The organism is Rhodovulum visakhapatnamense, from assembly GCF_004365965.1.
Classification (GTDB): Bacteria; Pseudomonadota; Alphaproteobacteria; order Rhodobacterales; family Rhodobacteraceae; genus Rhodovulum; species Rhodovulum visakhapatnamense.
Genome location: NZ_SOEB01000016.1, coordinates 23,961 through 39,766, shown reverse-complemented (window position 1 = coordinate 39,766; position 15,806 = coordinate 23,961). Strand labels below are relative to the sequence as shown.

Sequence of the window (15,806 nt, the reverse complement as noted above, 5' to 3'; positions counted from 1 at the left end):
TGTTGAAGTTGTATGCAGTTGCGCTCGCAGCGAGAGCTGCCATCTCCCGCGCACGGGACTGGCAGTGCGAAGCCCGGTCGTACGGACTACTCCGCTCCGCTGAACTCGACTTCCGTCTTGCCCGAACAGGCGCGCCCGCGCTTGGCATGGGACGGCAGACCGCCGTTCGGGACTGCAGCGTAATCGTGGAGCGGTCAGCGTCGCCGCTGGTTCATTCGAGGCGCGTCAGTTCGACGGTGAGGTTGCCCGGGCGATCGAAGATCGACACATCGCCCGTGACCTGTCCGAGAATGATGATGCCTGGAGCGGGGACGCTGCCGGAGCTGTAGTAGATCACGAAGTGATTGGAGCTCCACAGACCAAGCGTGCCCGTCGAGAAGTCGCGCTGGCGCGCCAGTTCGGGCAAGTCGGATGGCAGGTAGCCTGTCTTTTCCTGGCGAAGATGGTCGCGCATGTCGATGGTCAGCGGCAGCATCTCCAGCAAGGCCTCGGCGGCTTCGTTATCCGCAAGCATCGCGGTCACGTCACCCCAGTCTGACGAAATACTAATCTGTTCCTGTGCCATGGCAGCTCCAGACAATCCCAGCGCGACAGCGGCAGCGCCCAATGTTGATTTCCACATGCGACGATCCTCTGTTCAGCGGATTTGGCGGGCAGGGGCCCGCGCTTGCGCGCGGGCCCCGCGTGCTCAGGCCGCGAGATGCTCGCCAAAGAACTCGGCCAGTCGGTCGAAGGGGATCACGTCCAGCTGATCGTAGAGATCGACGTGGTCGGCGCCATCGATGATCATCAGCTCTTTCGGCTCGGCCGCGGCTGCATAGGCTTCTTCGGTGAAATAGCGCGAATGCGCCTCGGAGCCGGCGATCACCAGCATGGGCCGCGGCGAGATTTCCGCGATATAGGTCAGCAGCGGCATGTTCATGAAGGACAGCGGATTGGTCACCGTCCAGCCGCCGTTCGAGTTGACCGAGCGCGGGTGATAGCCCCGATCCGTCTTATAGTAGGCATGGTACATGCGGATGACGGGATCATCGATGCCGTCAAGACTGTCGGGCAGACCGCCGGCCATCGCGGGGTCGCCGGTCTCGGCATCCGTCCAGCGCTGCCGGCTCATCTGCGCGAGGCTCTCGGCCCGCTGCTCGTCCGTCAGGCTGTCATAATAGCCCCGCGCCATGACGCGCGACATGTCGTACATGCTGGTCGTGGCCACCGCCTTGACACGCTTGTCGGCCGCCACCGCGTTCAGCGCCATGCCGCCGAAGCCGCAGATCCCGATAATGCCGATCCGCTCGCGGTCCACGGCATCGTGCAGACCAAGGTAATCGACCGCAGCCATGAAATCCTCGGTGTTGATGTCGGGCGAGGCCACGTCGCGCGCCTCGCCGCCGCTTTCACCCACGAAGGAGGGATCGAATGCGAGCGTGATGAAGCCGCGCTCGGCCATAGTCTGGGCATAGAGACCGGCCGACTGCTCCTTGACGGCGCCGAACGGCCCGGCGACGGTCAGGCCCGGCAGCGCGGCGTCCCCGCGGTCGGACGGCATGTAAAGATCGCCGGTCAGGGTGATGCCGTAGCGGTTCGTGAAGGTGACCTTCTCATAAGTCACGGCCTCGCTGCGGGGGAACGTCTTGTCCCATTCGCCGCTGGCCTGCGCCCAAGCGGGCGAGGTGCCCAGTGACACAAGACCTGCGGTTGCGAGACTCGCACCGGTCATCATCAGCAGGGTCCGGCGGCTCGCGTCAGGCAGGTCTCTCGGTGTGTGAACAGTTCCTTCGGTCATGTCGTTTGCTCCTTCAAGCGGGTGATTTCATTTGATGGTGTTGGTCGGATGAGCGGCAGTCCGCGCTTCTAGGCGTGAGCGATGGCGGGAAAGGCCAGAGCGGCGAGAAGCCGGAAAGTCTCATTTCGAACTCCTCTGGTGGAGCCAGGCGAGCAAGGCGCAAAGGGCCGAACCACCGAGAAGCGTGGCCGAGAGGGCGAAGGTGAACTGCCAGCCGAGTGCATCGAAGAGCAGTCCGCCGGTGGCTGCGCCGCCCATGATCGCCAGCTGGATGGTCGCCACCTGGAGCCCGCCGCCGGCCTCGGCTTCGGGGCCGAGCGTCCGGGCAAGCCAGGTGCCCCAGCCGACAGGGGCCGCCGTTCCGAAGAACCCCCAAAGGACAATCAGTGCGCCGACACCGGCCGGCAGCGGTGCCGACGCGATCATCAGGACCGCAAGCGCCGCCATGACCGCTGGAATCGCGACCAGCAGACCATAGAGGCGGGTTCGCAGCAGGTGGCTGATCGCCCAGGTGCCGGCGAGGCCCGCAAGCCCGAGGGCCAGGAAGCCGCCGGAGAGCATGGGAACGGAGAAGCCCGCCACTCCCTCGAGATACGGCCGCAGATAAGTGAACAGCGCGAACTGGCCCATGAACAGCAGGAAGATCGACGCCATGCCGAGCGCTACCTGAGGCTGGAAAAGCAGTCCGAGAGGATTGGTGCGCCGGATGCCGCGGGGCGGCAGAGGCGGCATGTGGATGCGTTGCCAGACCAGCGCGAGCACTGCGACCGGAACGATCAGCGCGAACGCTCCGCGCCAGCCGATGATGTCGCCGAGCCAGGCACCGAGCGGCGCCGATATGGTCGCCGCGATTGCGTTGCCCGCGTTAAGCGCAGCCAAGCCTTGCGGCACCTGTTCCGCCGGGAGAAGCCGCATCACAATGGCGGTCGACATCGACCAGAACCCGCCGATGGCGATGCCCAGCAACGCGCGACCGATCATCAGCACGGGATAGGTCGGCGCAGAGGCGACAATCAGGGCCGAGACGATCAGGAGGACTGCGAAGGCGGACTGCACCTGCTTGCGGTCCACGCTTCGGGTCAGTCCGGCAATCGTGAGGCTGGTGATGACGGCGAAGAGACCGGAGATCGAAATCGCCTGACCGGCCTGTCCCTCGCTGACGCCAAGCTCGCTTGCGATCGGGGTCAGCAAGCTGACGGGCATGAACTCCGAGGCGATGAGAACGGCGACGCAGAGCGCCATCGACATGACCGCGCCCCAGGCGGAGCGCGTATCGGCTGGTTCTGCTGTGCGTGTCGTGGACATTCTGCGCCTCGCTTCCGGCTGCAGAGCCGGCTTTCGATGACGCATAAATAGCAGTAGCCGAACAAATGGATTAGACGTGCAAATACGATTGCATTAATCGATAGGGAGCATAAGTGGTTCAGCATGATGGGAGCGGAGCATGGCGCGGGGACAGTTCAACGACCTGTTGTGGTTCCTGGCCGTTGCTGAGGAGCGAAGCTTCACGCGTGCCGCTGCCAAGCTCGGCATCGCCCAGTCCACGCTCAGCCACACCATCAAGCGCCTCGAGACGCAAATGGGCATCCGGCTCCTGACGCGCACGACGCGCAACGTCGCGCCCACGGAGGCAGGAGAGCGCCTGCGACAGGCATTGGCGCCGCGCGTGGAAGAGATCGAGGCGGAGATTGCGTCACTGACGGAGTTTCGCGACAAGCCCGCGGGGACGATCAGGATCACGCTGTCCGATCACGCACTGCAGAGCTACGTCTGGCCGAAGCTGCGGCCTGTGCTTGTCGATTATCCGGACATCAAACTCGAGCTGAACATCGACAACGGCTTTCGCAACATCGTGGAGGAGGGTTTCGATGCTGGTATCCGCCTTGGCGAGAGCGTCGAAAAGGACATGATTGCCGTCAGGGTCAGTCCGGATTGGCGATTGGTGGCGGTCGCGTCACCCGGATACCTGAAGACACATCCCGCGCCCGTTCATCCGGAAGAGCTGATCGGGCACAATTGCATCAACCACAGGCACCTCAGGGCCGGCGGGCTCTACGCCTGGGAGTTCGAAAAGGATGGGCAGGATCTGCGCGTCCGGGTCGATGGCCAGCTCGCCTTCAATTCCTCGCACGCGATGATCGATGCGGCGCTGAACGGTTACGGCATCGCTTATATCCCCGAGGATACGGTTGTGCAGTACATCGCGGCGGGAGACCTGGTCCAGGTTCTGGACGAATGGTCGCCGTTTTTCTCAGGGTACTACATCTACTACCCCAGTCGGCGGCAAAACCTGCCGGCCTTCAGGGTCATCGTCGATGCGCTTCGTTATGCGCATCCGTGAAAGATGCATCTAAGCCGCTTAGAGGTTTGTAAGTTTCCACGCATAAAGAACCGAAGGCACGTGGTTGTAACATCTCACACGTCCGCGCCTGTTCTCGCGTGAAATGTTCGGCCAGTATCTCGGCGATACTAAACCCATCCGAGAGCATTCCTAGTTCTTCGGCCGCGCTCGCCGACCTCGCTGGTGTACTCCGCTACGGGCGGAAAGGCGGTGGTGATAGGCGTTTCCAAAACCGCTGCAGCGCAACTAGCGCGCCGCGGTGGAACATGCTCCACCAATGTATTGGCAACGTTGCAATGCGCGCTTTGCTGACATTGGCGCACTTGCAGCGAAAGCTCACTTTGTCCCGCACTGCGGACCTCGGGTCGCCCAAAATGCTGCGGTCTCCATGAATGGCTGCTTTGGTGAAGCTGCGATGCGGCGTCCGATCTCTTCGCCAAGGTCGGCTCTGGGCCGTCCACGCAGGACGACCCTGACCTTGCCACATTTCCCGGCGGTCGCATCCGCGCGCCCGGTGTGGTATCCGCCGCCGACGACCAAGCGGGGAAACGGGATGAGCCTCAGGACGCGGATCGAGCAGGAGAATGCCCTCGGCGGGATCCTCACGATCTGCGCCGGTATCATGTTCCTGGTGCTGAACGACGCCATCGCCAAGGTGCTCACTGATCGCTACCACCCGGTCCACATCGTCTTCCTTCGCAATCTGATCGCGATCCCGATCATCCTAGCCGCGGTGCTGGCGCTGCACGGGGCACATGCGTTGCGCACACGCAACCTCGGGCTGCATGCGTGGCGCGGGCTGATCATGGTGGCGGCCGCCTCTCTCTACTTCACCAGCCTGAGCGTCATGCCGCTGGCCGAGGCGACGGTGCTGGTCTTTGCCGCCCCGATCTTCATTACCGCACTTTCCGTCCCGCTGCTAGGAGAGCATGTGGGATGGCGGCGCTGGAGCGCGGTCCTGGTCGGCTTCATCGGGGTGCTGATCATCGTCCAGCCGGGCGCCTCGACATTCCAGCTTGCGTCACTGATGCCGGTCGGCGTGGCGTTTCTTTACGCGCTCATGATGCTCAGCGGGCGCTGGCTCGACCCGGGCGAGGGCCTGCTGACCATGATGCTCTACGTGGTTCTGTTCCCTATGGTCTACGCCGCGCCCGTCGCGCTGTGGCTCTGGACGCCGGTTCAGCCGGCGGACCTGTGGTTGTTCCTGGTCATCGCGATCTGCGGGAGCCTCGGCATCGCGCTCATCAGTCAGGCGTTCCGGATGGCGCCGGCGGCGGTGGTCGCGCCGTTCGACTACACATCGCTGATCTGGGCGACGGCCCTCGGCTGGCTGATCTGGGGAGATCTGCTCACGCCAGCGACCGTTATGGGCGCGCTGGTGATCATCGCCAGCGGGATCTTCATCGTAGTCCGCGAAGCGTCCCGGTAGCACGCACCGCCGCGGATGGTCAGCTCCGACCTCGACGCCGCGAGGTGCCCGCGATTCGGGGTATGCTGCGACGCGACAGAGGTCGGTTCCGAGCCCTTCCACGACATTCGGCAGCAACTGCATACAGGTCCACGACCAACGCCCTTCTCGTGTGCTGCGATCAAGTGGCGCGCTCGTCTTTGGGTGATCCCATCACGATGTAGGACGTGATTGCATGGACATGGGATTGGGTGCCCAAAACCTCCGTGTGAAAGCGCTTGTATTCCGAGAGATCGGCGCTCTCGACGCGGAGGAGATACTCGAAAGCCCCTGCTATGTTATGGCACTCGACGACTTCTGGCGCGATTGCCATGGCGCGCTCAAAGCCCTCCTGTGCTGCCTTGGTATGAGAGGACAGGCCGACCATGACATAGGCGGCGAACCCGCGCCCCATGCGCTCGGGGCTGGTCACGACCCTGTAGCCGAGGATCACTCCGGTTCGCTCCAGCTCCTGAACTCGTCTCAGGCAAGCCGAGGGAGACAGGCCGACACGTTCGGCCAGAGCGACATTGCTCATCCGGCCGTCACGCCGTAGCTCGCGCAATATTTTCTTGTCTATAGCGTCCATGAGGCATCAATCGTTGTGCATCTGTGTCTGAGGATAGAGCATTAGACGACATGTTGCGACCTCTTCCCGCTATTGTTGCGCCCAAGCACTATCGGAGGCACGCCCCATGAGTTTCGCTATCCTGACCGCCCTTCTGGGCTTCGCATTTGTTGCCACCGTCACGCCGGGGCCGAACAACCTCATGCTGATGGCGTCCGGTGCGAACTTCGGCTTTCGGCGGACCCTGCCGCACATGCTCGGCATCGTCGGGGGCGTGTCGGTCATGGCTCTCCTCGTAGGTGTGGGGCTGATGGCTCTGTTCGATGCATTGCCTGCGCTGAACCTGGTGCTGAAGGTCGTTTCCGTTGGCTACCTGCTCTGGCTCGCATTCAAGATCGCAACGGCCGCCCCGGTGGAGGAGCGGGGCGCGGACAGTCGTCCGATGACCTTTCTTCAAGCGGCCACTTTCCAGTGGGTGAACCCCAAGGCCTGGGCCATGTGCCTGTCTGCCATAACGCTCTACGCGCCCGACCGCTCGATGCTGTCGGTCGCCATCGTGGCCGGTGCGTTCGCACTCGTCTGCTTTCCGGCGATCTCGGTCTGGGCATGGCTTGGGACTGTCGTCCGGCAATGGCTGTCGACTTCCACCCGGCTCAGGGTCTTCAACATCACCATGGCGGCTTTGCTAGTAGCGTCGCTCTATCCCGTGCTCGGCCTCGGAATTTGAGTTTGGACGTTGCCAAACTCGGTTCCGGAAAGGTGCGATTGAACTGGCTCTGGTATGGGGTTTAGGTTCGCAAAGCCCGCACTGCGGACCTCTGGTCGCCCAAAATGCTGCGGTCTCCATGAATGGCTTCTTTGGTGAAGCTGCGATGCGGCGTCCGATCTCTTCGCCAAGGTCGGCTCAGGGCCGATCGCGTCGCCCATACCCTCAACTTATGGTTAGGTCGCTTGCGGTCGTCCCTTCCTCCAACGCCCCCACGAACCGCTGCAGTTTGCGACCCCGGCCCGACCAAGTCAGCGCCGGGTTCTCAGGGTGCCGGTATTTCGCCGCGACAGCCGCACGGGAGGATTTCGTCTCCGTGCCGACAAGTTCGGCCAGGGAGTAGCCCAGGTCCCGGGCGAAGGCCTCCACCTTGGCGCGGGCTTCCGCCTTCTGCCGATCCTCGAATGTGGAAATCGCCTTGGCGACGTCCTTCTGCATTTTCTTCAGCTCTCCGAGCGACAGTGCCTCGAGATCGAAATCAGACATGGCTGCGGTCCTTGTCCCGACCCGGTATCGATAGCCCGTCGCGGCAGGTGCCGCACGTTCCGGCTGGCGGGGCAAGGGGGCGGGAGCCGGTGATCGGCACTTTCGGCGCGAGTGGGATGCTGGGCTTGGGGTCAGGCAGTCCCGATTGGCCGGGTGACAGGTTCTGGCATGGGCTCCCTGCGCATCTCTGGCTTCTGAGCCATCCCTTCGACTGACAATCCCCTAATCCCGTTCGGGCTCTCGCGCGCAACCCCGCGTCAGACCGGGCCGAGTTGCCCCTTTGGGGCTGCCCGCTCCACCCCGGTCCTCTGGGGGTTTCCGGCTTCCGTTCCGTCCACCGTGCACGCGTCACCCGACGGGCTTTTTCCGGGTCTTGTCGAAGGGACGGTCCCGAAGACAGGACACACAGGAGCTTGACCCATGCAGAACATCGTCATTCTCGCCGGCAACATTGGCCAGAAACCCGAAGTCCGCAGCACCCAAGGCGGCACCAAGATCACCAACTTCAGCCTCGCCACCTCCCGCCCCCGCCTCTCGGAAGGACGCGTCCTGCGCGACGAGAACGGCTACCGGGTCATGGACACCGAATGGCACCGCATCACCTGCTTCAACGGTCTCGGCAAGACGGTCGCGGAGCATTGCGAAAAGGGCATGAAGGTCCTCGTCCACGGCCGCATCCACTACACCAAGTGGATCGACAGCATGGGGAACGACCGCTACGGCTGCGAGATCATCGCCGAGAAGGTCGACTTCCTGAGCCGGCCGAAGTCGGCCGAGAACGAAAACCCCGAGCTGGTCGACCGCGACGACGAGATCCCGTTCTGAGGAACGGGGTCTCCCCCCTCGGGCCCGGCGGGGGAAACTCGCCGGGCTTCGGTTTCTCGATGCAAAATATCGGAAATCCGACGAGGCGCATCGGCAAGAGCGGTAACACGATCCAGACACTCAGATTTCTACTGTTGCAGTCCTTGCAAACGACTGGCTGCATCGCCCTCTTTCCGCTACGTTTCGCGCATGAAACCCGAAGACAAAGAGCGGATCGCTGCGAGCTTGGCCAAGATCATGGCCGTGATGTGCGTGCGCAATACAAGGCTTGAGGCCGTGCATGCAGGTGTCGTTCCGGTCACGCATAATGGCGACTATTCGGATGTGTTCGTGCTTGATGCCGAGGGCCGCAAGATCGCTTGGGCCGAGGTGTCGCATATCGACGATGACGCGATGCGGGATTTGATGCGCCAGATCGTCAATCGCCTCTACACGTTTCAGATGAGCTGCGATGATCCGGACTTCATGTCGCTTATTGACCGTTGGATGACGGTCGCAGGTAAATGGGATGAGCCTGAGTTGGACGCCAAGTTTTTGGGCGCAATCAAGTTTGGGGCCGATCTGGGCCCAGCCTGAGCCGAACTCCATACACCGTGCCCAGCAGTGCATCTTCGGGCAACCCGTCAGTGAAAGTCCCGGCTCGGAAACAGCTTTCGCGCCTGCTCCCGGGGATGGCGCGCTGTCGATCTGATGCTTCCCCCGACCGGGCGTTTCGTTTCATCGGCGCGACCGTCATTGGCGTCGATCATCACCGGGCGGCCGAGCGTGGCCAGCAGCTCCGACACATCCTCGACCCGCTCGGCGATCAGGTGGGTGGTGGGGCCATCGCGCTGAATGCGGCCGGTGACGCGGACCAGTCGGCCTGCGATCACCGCCTTGCGGAAAGCCTCATAAACCTGTTTCCAGACGATGATATTCGCTGTGCCGGTTTCATCCTCCAGTGTCAGGAAAATGACGCCCGCCGCTGTGCCGGGGCGTTGGCGAGTGATGACAAGGCCGGTAACGGTGACGCGCCCCTTGGCCTGTGCCAGCCGGTAATGGGCAATGCTCTCGGGCAGGCGCGGGCGCAAGAGCTCCATCGGATGGGCGCGCAGGGACAGGTGCAGAGAGAGGTAATCCTCGATCACCTCCTGGCCCAAGGTCATCTGCGGCAGCGCGACGGTCGGCTCAACGCCGCCTTCGCCATCGGCCCCGAATAGCGGCAGCGGAGCCGGTGTTTTCAGCGCCTTGGCTGCCCAAAGCGCGTCACGGCGGGTCAGGCCAAGAGCGACAAAGGCATCGGCCTCGGCCAAGCGTTCCAGCGTGTCGGGGTGAACGCCTGCCCGACGCCAGAGGCTTTCCACATCGGGATAGCCGTTGCCGCGCGCGGCCGCGATCCAGCCCGCATCCTCCTCCCGCATGCCCTTGATCTGGCGGAACCCAAGACGCAGCGCCAAGCCACCATCGGCGCGCGCCTCCAGCGTGCAGTCCCAGAGTGAATGGTTGACCGAGATCGGACGGACTTCGACACCATGATCACGGGCATCTCGTACCAGTTGGGCCGGGGCATAGAACCCCATTGGCTGGGAGTTCAGCAGCGCGCAGGTGAAGACCGCCTGATGGTGGCATTTCAGCCAGGCAGAGATATAGACCAGCCGCGCGAAACTGGCTGCGTGAGATTCTGGAAAGCCATAGCTGCCGAAGCCCTCGATCTGGGCGAAACAGCGCGCCGCGAAATCTGCATCATAGCCGCGCGACAGCATTCCGCTGACAAAACGGTCACGGAAGCTGCCGATTGTCCCCATGCGTTTGAAGGTAGCGAGGCTGCGACGCAGTCGGTCAGCTTCCGCAGGCGTAAACCCTGCCGCGACCACGGCAATCTGCATCGCCTGCTCCTGAAACAGCGGCACGCCATAGGTGCGGCCCAGCACCTCCATCATCGCGGGGCCGAGGTCTTCGACCTTCTCGCGGCCCCTGCGGCGGTTGATGAAGGGATGTATCATGCCGCCCTGAATCGGGCCGGGGCGGACGATGGCCACCTCGCAGACCAGATCGTAGAACTTGCGGGGCCGCATCCGGGGCAGGAAGTTCAACTGCGCCCGGCTTTCCACCTGAAACACCCCGATGGCATCGGCGCGGCAGAGCATGTCATAGATCGGCGGGTCTTCAGGCGGGACACTGGCCAGCGTCAGCTTTTTCCCACGGTGATCGGCCAGCAGGGCAAAGGCCTTGCGGATCGCGGTCAGCATGCCGAGGGCAAGGATGTCCACCTTCAGAAGCCCGAGCGCGTCGATGTCGTCCTTGTCCCATTCGATGATGGTGCGGTCGTCCATCGCCGCATTCTCGATCGGGCAAAGCTCGTCCAATCGACCCTTGGTGATGACAAACCCCCCGACGTGTTGGCTGAGGTGGCGGGGAAAGCCGATGATCTCGCCGATCAGTTGCACGGCCAGTTGCACGCGGCGATCCTCGATGGAAAGGCCTGCGTCGCGCAAGCGGTCTTCGCCGGGCGCGGCGGAGGACCAGCCCCAGATCTGACCCGAAAGCCGGGCGATCACATCCTGGCTGAGGCCCATGACCTTGCCCACCTCGCGGATGGCGGCGCGGCTGCGGAAATGGATCACCGTGGCGGTCAGCCCGGCGCGCTCACGGCCATAGCGGGCATAGATCCACTGGATCACCTCATCGCGCCGCTCGTGTTCGAAATCGACGTCGATGTCCGGTGGCTCGCCGCGCTCCTTGGAAATGAACCGTTCGAAGATCAGGGTGATGCTTTCGGGGGGCACCTCGGTGATGCCCAGGAGGTAACAGACCACCGAATTGGCTGCCGAGCCCCGCCCTTGACACAGGATGCCCTTCGATCGCGCAAACTGGACGATGTCATGCACGGTGAGGAAATAGGGCGCGTAGTCCACCTCGCGGATCAGGGTCAGTTCCTTTTCCACGCGATGGACGATCTTGGGCGGCGGTCCGGGCGGATAGCGCCAGTGCAGCCCAGCCCGGGCCAGGCGTTCCAGACGGTCTTGCGCCGGTTCGCCATCCTGCGCCTCGTCCGGGTATTGGTAGCGCAGGTCGTTCAGGCGGAAGACACAGCGGTCGGCAATCTCCACCGTGCGGCGCAGGGCGGCGGGGTGGCGGGCAAAGAGCCGCGCCATTTCGGCCCCGGATTTCAGACGGCGTTCGCCATTGGCAAGCCGGTGCTCGCCGATGTTGTCGATGGTGCAACCGATGCGCAGGCAGGTCAGTACATCGGCCAGCGGGCGACGGGCGGCGCGGTGCATCAGCACGTCGCCTACGGCAACCATCGGCAGGTTCACGCCTTGGGCCAGCATGGCCAGCTGGTCGAGGCGGGCCTGATCGCGGCCATCATAGCGGGGGGCGGCCCCGAGGAAGCACTGGCCGGGAAAAGTGCGGGCAACGGCCAGCAGATCGCTGCGGGTGGTCTTGGGGTTGCCATCCTCCATCGGATCAGGCGACAGGGCGATCAGGATCATGCCTTGTCCCCATTCTGCCAGATCCGCCCGTTGCAGGTGGCATTCGCCCTTGGGAGCGCGGCGCTTGCCCAACGACAAGAGCCGGGTCAGGCGGGACCAGGCCATCAGACCGGTGGGTAGCGCAAGCCATTCGACCGCAGAGTCGGTCAGCGCCAGCCGTGCGCCCGCGATCAGCTTCGGCAGGGCGGTGGCGGACAGACTGGGCGTCCCGGTCGCGCCAGTGAAATGGGGTACGTCCTGGCGGCTGGAGTGGTCGGTGACGCGCTGCGACCTGATGGCCGGGCCATCCTGTGCGGCCTGGACATTTGCCCGGGATTCATCTCGCAGCCGCGCCAGTTCCTTGAGCGCGGAGAACGCCCGCACAACGCCCGCCACCGAATTGCGGTCGGTGATGGCAATGGCCGCAAGACCCAGTTCGGCGGCGCGGGTCACCAGTTCCTCGGGATGGGATGTGTGGATCGGCATGCATGTTTGGATGCCCCCTTCGATGCAAGGACTTTCTGACCTTCTGAGCATGTGATCGGATGCGGTCATGTTTCAGGCCTCTGAGGTGCGGCCGTGACATGCCGCGGGCCGGTGTGGTGATGCGCGGACCGGGGTCCAGATCAAAATTGCGAGCTCGGGCTCGTTGGACGCCACTGGTTTTCCCGTTCCGGATCTTGTCGATCATTTGCCCATGCTGGTCGTCGTCCTCCTCACATCGCCGATGCTCCGGCGGCCGCGGTCAGCAGACCGCGCCGACCGGATCCCGGTAGTCCTCGTTGCGCGAGAGCATGGCCCAGACCATCCGGGCCATCTTGTTGGCCAGGGCGATCGCGACCAGCATGCGCGGTTTCCGGGCCAGCATGCGGGAGAGCCACGACCCGGGCCTGCCGCCATCGCGCCCTCGCCAATGCACGACGGACATCGCCCCCACTATCAGCAGGCGCCGGATGTCGCGTTGGCCCATCTTGGAGGTGCGGCCGAGCTTCTGCTTGCCGCCGCTGGAATGTTGCCGGGGAACGAGCCCGAGCCAGGCCGAGAAATCGCGCGCGCGGCGGAATTCCCGCATGTCGGGCGCGAAGGTGGCAATCGCCATGGCACAGACCGGACCGATCCCCGGCATCGTCTGAAGGCTGCGCGCGACATCGCTTTCCTTCGCGGCGGCCGCGATGCGCCCGTCCAGCTTGTCGATTTCGTCGCTGAGTCCGGCGATCCGGTGGAGGTAGAGCCGCCCCAGGTCCCGGACCAGATCGGGAAGGCCTTCTTCTTCGAGGCGCGTGGCGAGACGGTCGATATTGCCGATGCCCCTTGGCCAGGACGATGCCATGCTCTGCAAGATGGCCGCGGAGTGCATTGATCAACTGGGTGCGCTGTCCGACGAGCAGATCGCGGGTCCGGAAAAGCATCGCCCGCGCCTGTTGTCCGGCCGTCTTCACAGCCACGCTGCGCATCGTCGGGCGCAGGGCCGCCTCGGCGATGGCTTCCGCATCGGCCGCATCGTTCTTCTGCCGCTTCACGAACGGCTTCACATAGACCGGCGGGATGAGCCGGACGTCATGCCCATGCCCGGCCAACTCCCGGCCCCAGTAATGCGCGGTGCCGCAGGCCTCCATCGCCACGACGCACCGAGGCAGGGCCGCCATGAACTTCGCGAACTGCGGGCGTGACAATTTCTTGCGGAACAGCACCCGCCCGTCCGCCGCAGCGCCGTGAACCTGAAAGACCTGCTTGGCCAGGTCGACGCCGACGATGCTAACCTCATTCATGGATGCCTCCTCTTTCTATGGTGACTTCAGCATCACCATCCTGGCACATCGCGATGCCGTCGGGCGGGGGCATCCACCCCATCAAAATTGACCCCCCTGGAGCTAAGCTGGCCCGGCGCTGCGTAGTCCCCATGTAACGCAGCGGCGGCGGGCCAGCGGGGTGCCGTTTGCGTTATGCTCGGTTCTTGAAGCGCCAGCTTTCGTTGCCGGTTTCGACGATCTCGCAGTGATGCGTCAGGCGGTCGAGCAGCGCGGTGGTCATCTTCGCGTCTCCGAAGACGGTGGGCCATTCGCCAAAGGCGAGATTGGTCGTGACGATGATCGAGGTGCGCTCGTAGAGCTTGCTGATCAGGTGGAACAGGAGCTGGCCGCCGGTCTGGGCGAACGGGAGATAGCCGAGTTCGTCGAGGATCAGGAAGTCGAGGCGGGAGATCAGGTCCGCAGTCCGGCCCTGCCGTTCGGCCCGGGCTTCGGCGTCGAGCTTGTTCACGAGGTCGACGACGTTGAAGAACCGTCCACGGCGGCCGTTTCGGATACAGGCCCGGGCGATGCTGACCGCGAGATGGGTCTTTCCGGTTCCGGTGCCGCCGATCAGCACGAGATTGCGCTGGTGGTCAAGGAAGTCGCCGGTGGCCAGATCCCGGATCAGGGTCTCGTTGACCTCGGCCGCCTGGAAGTCGAACTCCTCGATCTCCTTGGCCAGCGGCAGCTTGGCGATGGTCATCTGATACTTGATCGAGCGCGCCTGCTTCTCACTGATCTCGGCGGCCAGGAGGTCGCCAATGATCTGTTGCGGCTCGTGCTGTCGCTTGACCGCCGTGGCGATGATCTCGTCATAAGCCGTCCTCATGCCGTAGAGCTTCAGTTGACCCATGGCGTCCAGCACCTGCGATCGTTCCATTCCGTGTTCTCCTCAGGCTGTCATAGCGGTCGCAATTGGCGGCAGGCTCGCGGTCCAGCTTCAGCACATCCGGCGTCGTGATTGTCAGCGGCGGTGGCGGTTCGCGGTAGCGCGCCAGAATGTTCAGAACGACACCGGCGGAATGGACGCCCTGTTCCAACGCCTCGGCGCAGGCGGCTTCGACGGCCTCCAGCCCGTCGGTGAGCACGGCCCCGAGAATGTCGACCATTTGCCGGTCGCCGCCGGGCTGACGTTCGAGCTTGCGCTGAACCCGGTGCAGGGCTGGCGGCAGGTCCCAGCCCTTGAACGGCGCCCCGTTGCGCAGGGCGCCTGGCTTGCGCGCCAGAACCGGGATGTAATGGAGCGGGTCGTAGATCGTCTTGCCGCGACCGAAGGCCCGATCATGGCGGGCCACGACCTGACCGTCTTGCCAGCATTCCAGGCGGTCGGCATAGGCGCGGATCTCGACGGGCCTCCCGACCGCGCGGGCGTCCACCGAGTAGCGGTTCTTGTCGAAGCGCACGAGGCAGGTCTTGGACACCGACGCCGGGACGGCGTGGAATCCATCGAACGGACCGACATACGGCACCAGGCCCGACCGCTCCTCTTCGAACACCTCCCAGATCGTCTTGTCCGGAATGTCGGGATGCCGGTTCGCCTTGGCATAGGCGATGCACCGGTCCTCGAGCCAGGCATTCAGCTCGGCAAAGGATTTGAACTTCGGGCGGGGCACGAAGAACCGCCGCCGTAGAACCCCCGCCTGGTTCTCGACCTGCCCCTTCTCCCAGCCCGACGCCGGTGTGCAGGCGACCGGTTCCACCAGATAGTGCCCGCACATCTGTTCGAACCGGCGATTGTAGGCCCGGTCCTTGCCGACAAAGATCGTGTCCACGGCTGTCTTCATGTTGTCGTAGATGCCCCGCGCGCAGGCGCCGCCGAAGAAGGCGAACACCCTGTCATGGGCATCGAACACCATCTCCTGCGTCTCGCGGGGATAGGCCCGCACGAACGGCATCCGGCTGTGACACAGGCGGACATGGGCCACCTTGACCGTCACCGTCACGCCATCGAGGATCACGATCTCATGGCTCCAGTCGAACTGGTAGGCCTCGCCGGGATCGAAGCTCAGCGGAACATAGGCACTGGCCGAGGCTTCCCGGACGCTGACGGCGGGTTGCCCCGCCGTCCCTGACACCCGCCCATCAATCGGGCGTCGGCGCTCCACAAGTCTTTCGACTGCCCCACCCACTTCCGAGTCGGTGGGGAACCTCCTGACGGGGCTTCGGCCATCGGTTCGGTTTCCCTCTCCATGGCGGACTGGCTAGCCGGGCCGGTCTCGGGATCGGAAGTTCCCTCACGCCCGGCGTTAGCTGGTTCTGCTGATTTATGGCCTTCCGGAAGCACCCGGTCGGCCTCACCCGCTCGCTTCGCGCCCCACGCTGCACCGTGTGGCGGGAGGGGATTCGCACCC

At 64.0% G+C, this 15,806-nt stretch carries 12 protein-coding genes and 2 pseudogenes; 5 read left to right on the top strand and 9 right to left on the bottom strand.

What is annotated here, in order from left to right:
- Positions 1-211: 211 nt before the first annotated feature.
- From EV657_RS14185 to EV657_RS14175, 3 genes are all read right to left on the bottom strand, one after another.
- Entirely contained in the window at positions 212-622 is a 411-nt protein-coding gene (locus tag EV657_RS14185; protein WP_134078476.1) for a cyclophilin-like fold protein, read from the bottom strand.
- Positions 623-688: 66 nt separating this feature from the next.
- Positions 689-1,780, bottom strand: a complete 1,092-nt coding sequence (locus EV657_RS14180) for an alpha/beta hydrolase (protein ID WP_134078475.1) — start codon at positions 1,778-1,780, stop codon at positions 689-691.
- A gap of 120 nt (positions 1,781-1,900) precedes the next feature.
- On the bottom strand, positions 1,901-3,085 hold the full coding sequence (locus EV657_RS14175) for an MFS transporter (RefSeq protein WP_134078473.1): 1,185 nt from the start codon (positions 3,083-3,085) through the stop codon (positions 1,901-1,903).
- A 139-nt stretch (positions 3,086-3,224) separates the two neighbouring features.
- Between EV657_RS14175 and EV657_RS14170 the strand changes: the two genes are divergently transcribed.
- Both EV657_RS14170 and EV657_RS14165 read left to right on the top strand, forming a co-directional pair.
- Positions 3,225-4,121: a LysR family transcriptional regulator gene (locus tag EV657_RS14170; RefSeq protein ID WP_134078472.1), complete on the top strand. Its 897-nt coding sequence runs from the start codon at positions 3,225-3,227 to the stop codon at positions 4,119-4,121.
- Positions 4,122-4,674: 553 nt separating this feature from the next.
- The gene (locus EV657_RS14165; protein ID WP_134078470.1) at positions 4,675-5,550 is read left to right on the top strand and encodes a DMT family transporter; all 876 of its coding nucleotides are present in this window, start codon (positions 4,675-4,677) and stop codon (positions 5,548-5,550) included.
- Positions 5,551-5,710: 160 nt separating this feature from the next.
- Here EV657_RS14165 and EV657_RS14160 read toward each other — a convergent pair whose 3' ends face one another.
- Positions 5,711-6,157, bottom strand: coding sequence for an Lrp/AsnC family transcriptional regulator (locus EV657_RS14160; RefSeq protein ID WP_134078468.1), 447 nt, complete (start codon positions 6,155-6,157; stop codon positions 5,711-5,713).
- Positions 6,158-6,263: 106 nt separating this feature from the next.
- On the opposite strand from EV657_RS14160, the gene EV657_RS14155 reads away from it, so the two are divergent.
- Positions 6,264-6,863, top strand: coding sequence for a LysE family translocator (locus EV657_RS14155; protein ID WP_134078466.1), 600 nt, complete (start codon positions 6,264-6,266; stop codon positions 6,861-6,863).
- 204 nt (positions 6,864-7,067) lie between these two features.
- Here EV657_RS14155 and EV657_RS14150 read toward each other — a convergent pair whose 3' ends face one another.
- Positions 7,068-7,388, bottom strand: coding sequence for an H-NS histone family protein (locus EV657_RS14150; protein ID WP_134078465.1), 321 nt, complete (start codon positions 7,386-7,388; stop codon positions 7,068-7,070).
- 420 nt (positions 7,389-7,808) lie between these two features.
- Here EV657_RS14150 and EV657_RS14145 point away from each other — a divergent pair, with 420 nt between their 5' ends.
- Positions 7,809-8,213 (top strand): single-stranded DNA-binding protein, encoded by a 405-nt coding sequence (locus EV657_RS14145; RefSeq protein ID WP_133618492.1) that lies wholly within the window; start codon positions 7,809-7,811, stop codon positions 8,211-8,213.
- Between the two features lie 189 nt (positions 8,214-8,402).
- Positions 8,403-8,789, top strand: a complete 387-nt coding sequence (locus tag EV657_RS14140; RefSeq protein WP_107326303.1) for a hypothetical protein — start codon at positions 8,403-8,405, stop codon at positions 8,787-8,789.
- Positions 8,790-8,836: 47 nt separating this feature from the next.
- On the opposite strand, the gene EV657_RS14135 is transcribed toward EV657_RS14140, so the two are convergent.
- The 4 genes and pseudogenes from EV657_RS14135 to istA all read right to left on the bottom strand — a co-directional run.
- Entirely contained in the window at positions 8,837-12,151 is a 3,315-nt protein-coding gene (locus EV657_RS14135) for an error-prone DNA polymerase (protein ID WP_243837625.1), read from the bottom strand.
- 259 nt (positions 12,152-12,410) lie between these two features.
- A pseudogene (locus tag EV657_RS14130) lies at positions 12,411-13,434 on the bottom strand (IS110 family RNA-guided transposase).
- A gap of 172 nt (positions 13,435-13,606) precedes the next feature.
- Positions 13,607-14,335, bottom strand: a complete 729-nt coding sequence (istB, locus tag EV657_RS14125) for an IS21-like element helper ATPase IstB (RefSeq protein WP_134078461.1) — start codon at positions 14,333-14,335, stop codon at positions 13,607-13,609.
- A pseudogene (istA, locus tag EV657_RS14120) lies at positions 14,268-15,488 on the bottom strand (IS21 family transposase); the annotation flags it as partial. The pseudogene istA and the gene istB, both read right to left, overlap by 68 nt.
- Positions 15,489-15,806 lie beyond the last annotated feature (318 nt).

Coding starts and splice junctions, on each gene's coding strand:
- EV657_RS14185 (WP_134078476.1), bottom strand. CDS start 622: ATGTGGAAATCAACATTGGGCGCTGCCGCTGTCGCGCTGGGATTGTCT.
- EV657_RS14180 (WP_134078475.1), bottom strand. CDS start 1,780: ATGACCGAAGGAACTGTTCACACACCGAGAGACCTGCCTGACGCGAGC.
- EV657_RS14175 (WP_134078473.1), bottom strand. CDS start 3,085: ATGTCCACGACACGCACAGCAGAACCAGCCGATACGCGCTCCGCCTGG.
- EV657_RS14170 (WP_134078472.1), top strand. CDS start 3,225: ATGGCGCGGGGACAGTTCAACGACCTGTTGTGGTTCCTGGCCGTTGCT.
- EV657_RS14165 (WP_134078470.1), top strand. CDS start 4,675: ATGAGCCTCAGGACGCGGATCGAGCAGGAGAATGCCCTCGGCGGGATC.
- EV657_RS14160 (WP_134078468.1), bottom strand. CDS start 6,157: ATGGACGCTATAGACAAGAAAATATTGCGCGAGCTACGGCGTGACGGC.
- EV657_RS14155 (WP_134078466.1), top strand. CDS start 6,264: ATGAGTTTCGCTATCCTGACCGCCCTTCTGGGCTTCGCATTTGTTGCC.
- EV657_RS14150 (WP_134078465.1), bottom strand. CDS start 7,388: ATGTCTGATTTCGATCTCGAGGCACTGTCGCTCGGAGAGCTGAAGAAA.
- EV657_RS14145 (WP_133618492.1), top strand. CDS start 7,809: ATGCAGAACATCGTCATTCTCGCCGGCAACATTGGCCAGAAACCCGAA.
- EV657_RS14140 (WP_107326303.1), top strand. CDS start 8,403: ATGAAACCCGAAGACAAAGAGCGGATCGCTGCGAGCTTGGCCAAGATC.
- EV657_RS14135 (WP_243837625.1), bottom strand. CDS start 12,151: ATGCCGATCCACACATCCCATCCCGAGGAACTGGTGACCCGCGCCGCC.
- istB (WP_134078461.1), bottom strand. CDS start 14,335: ATGGAACGATCGCAGGTGCTGGACGCCATGGGTCAACTGAAGCTCTAC.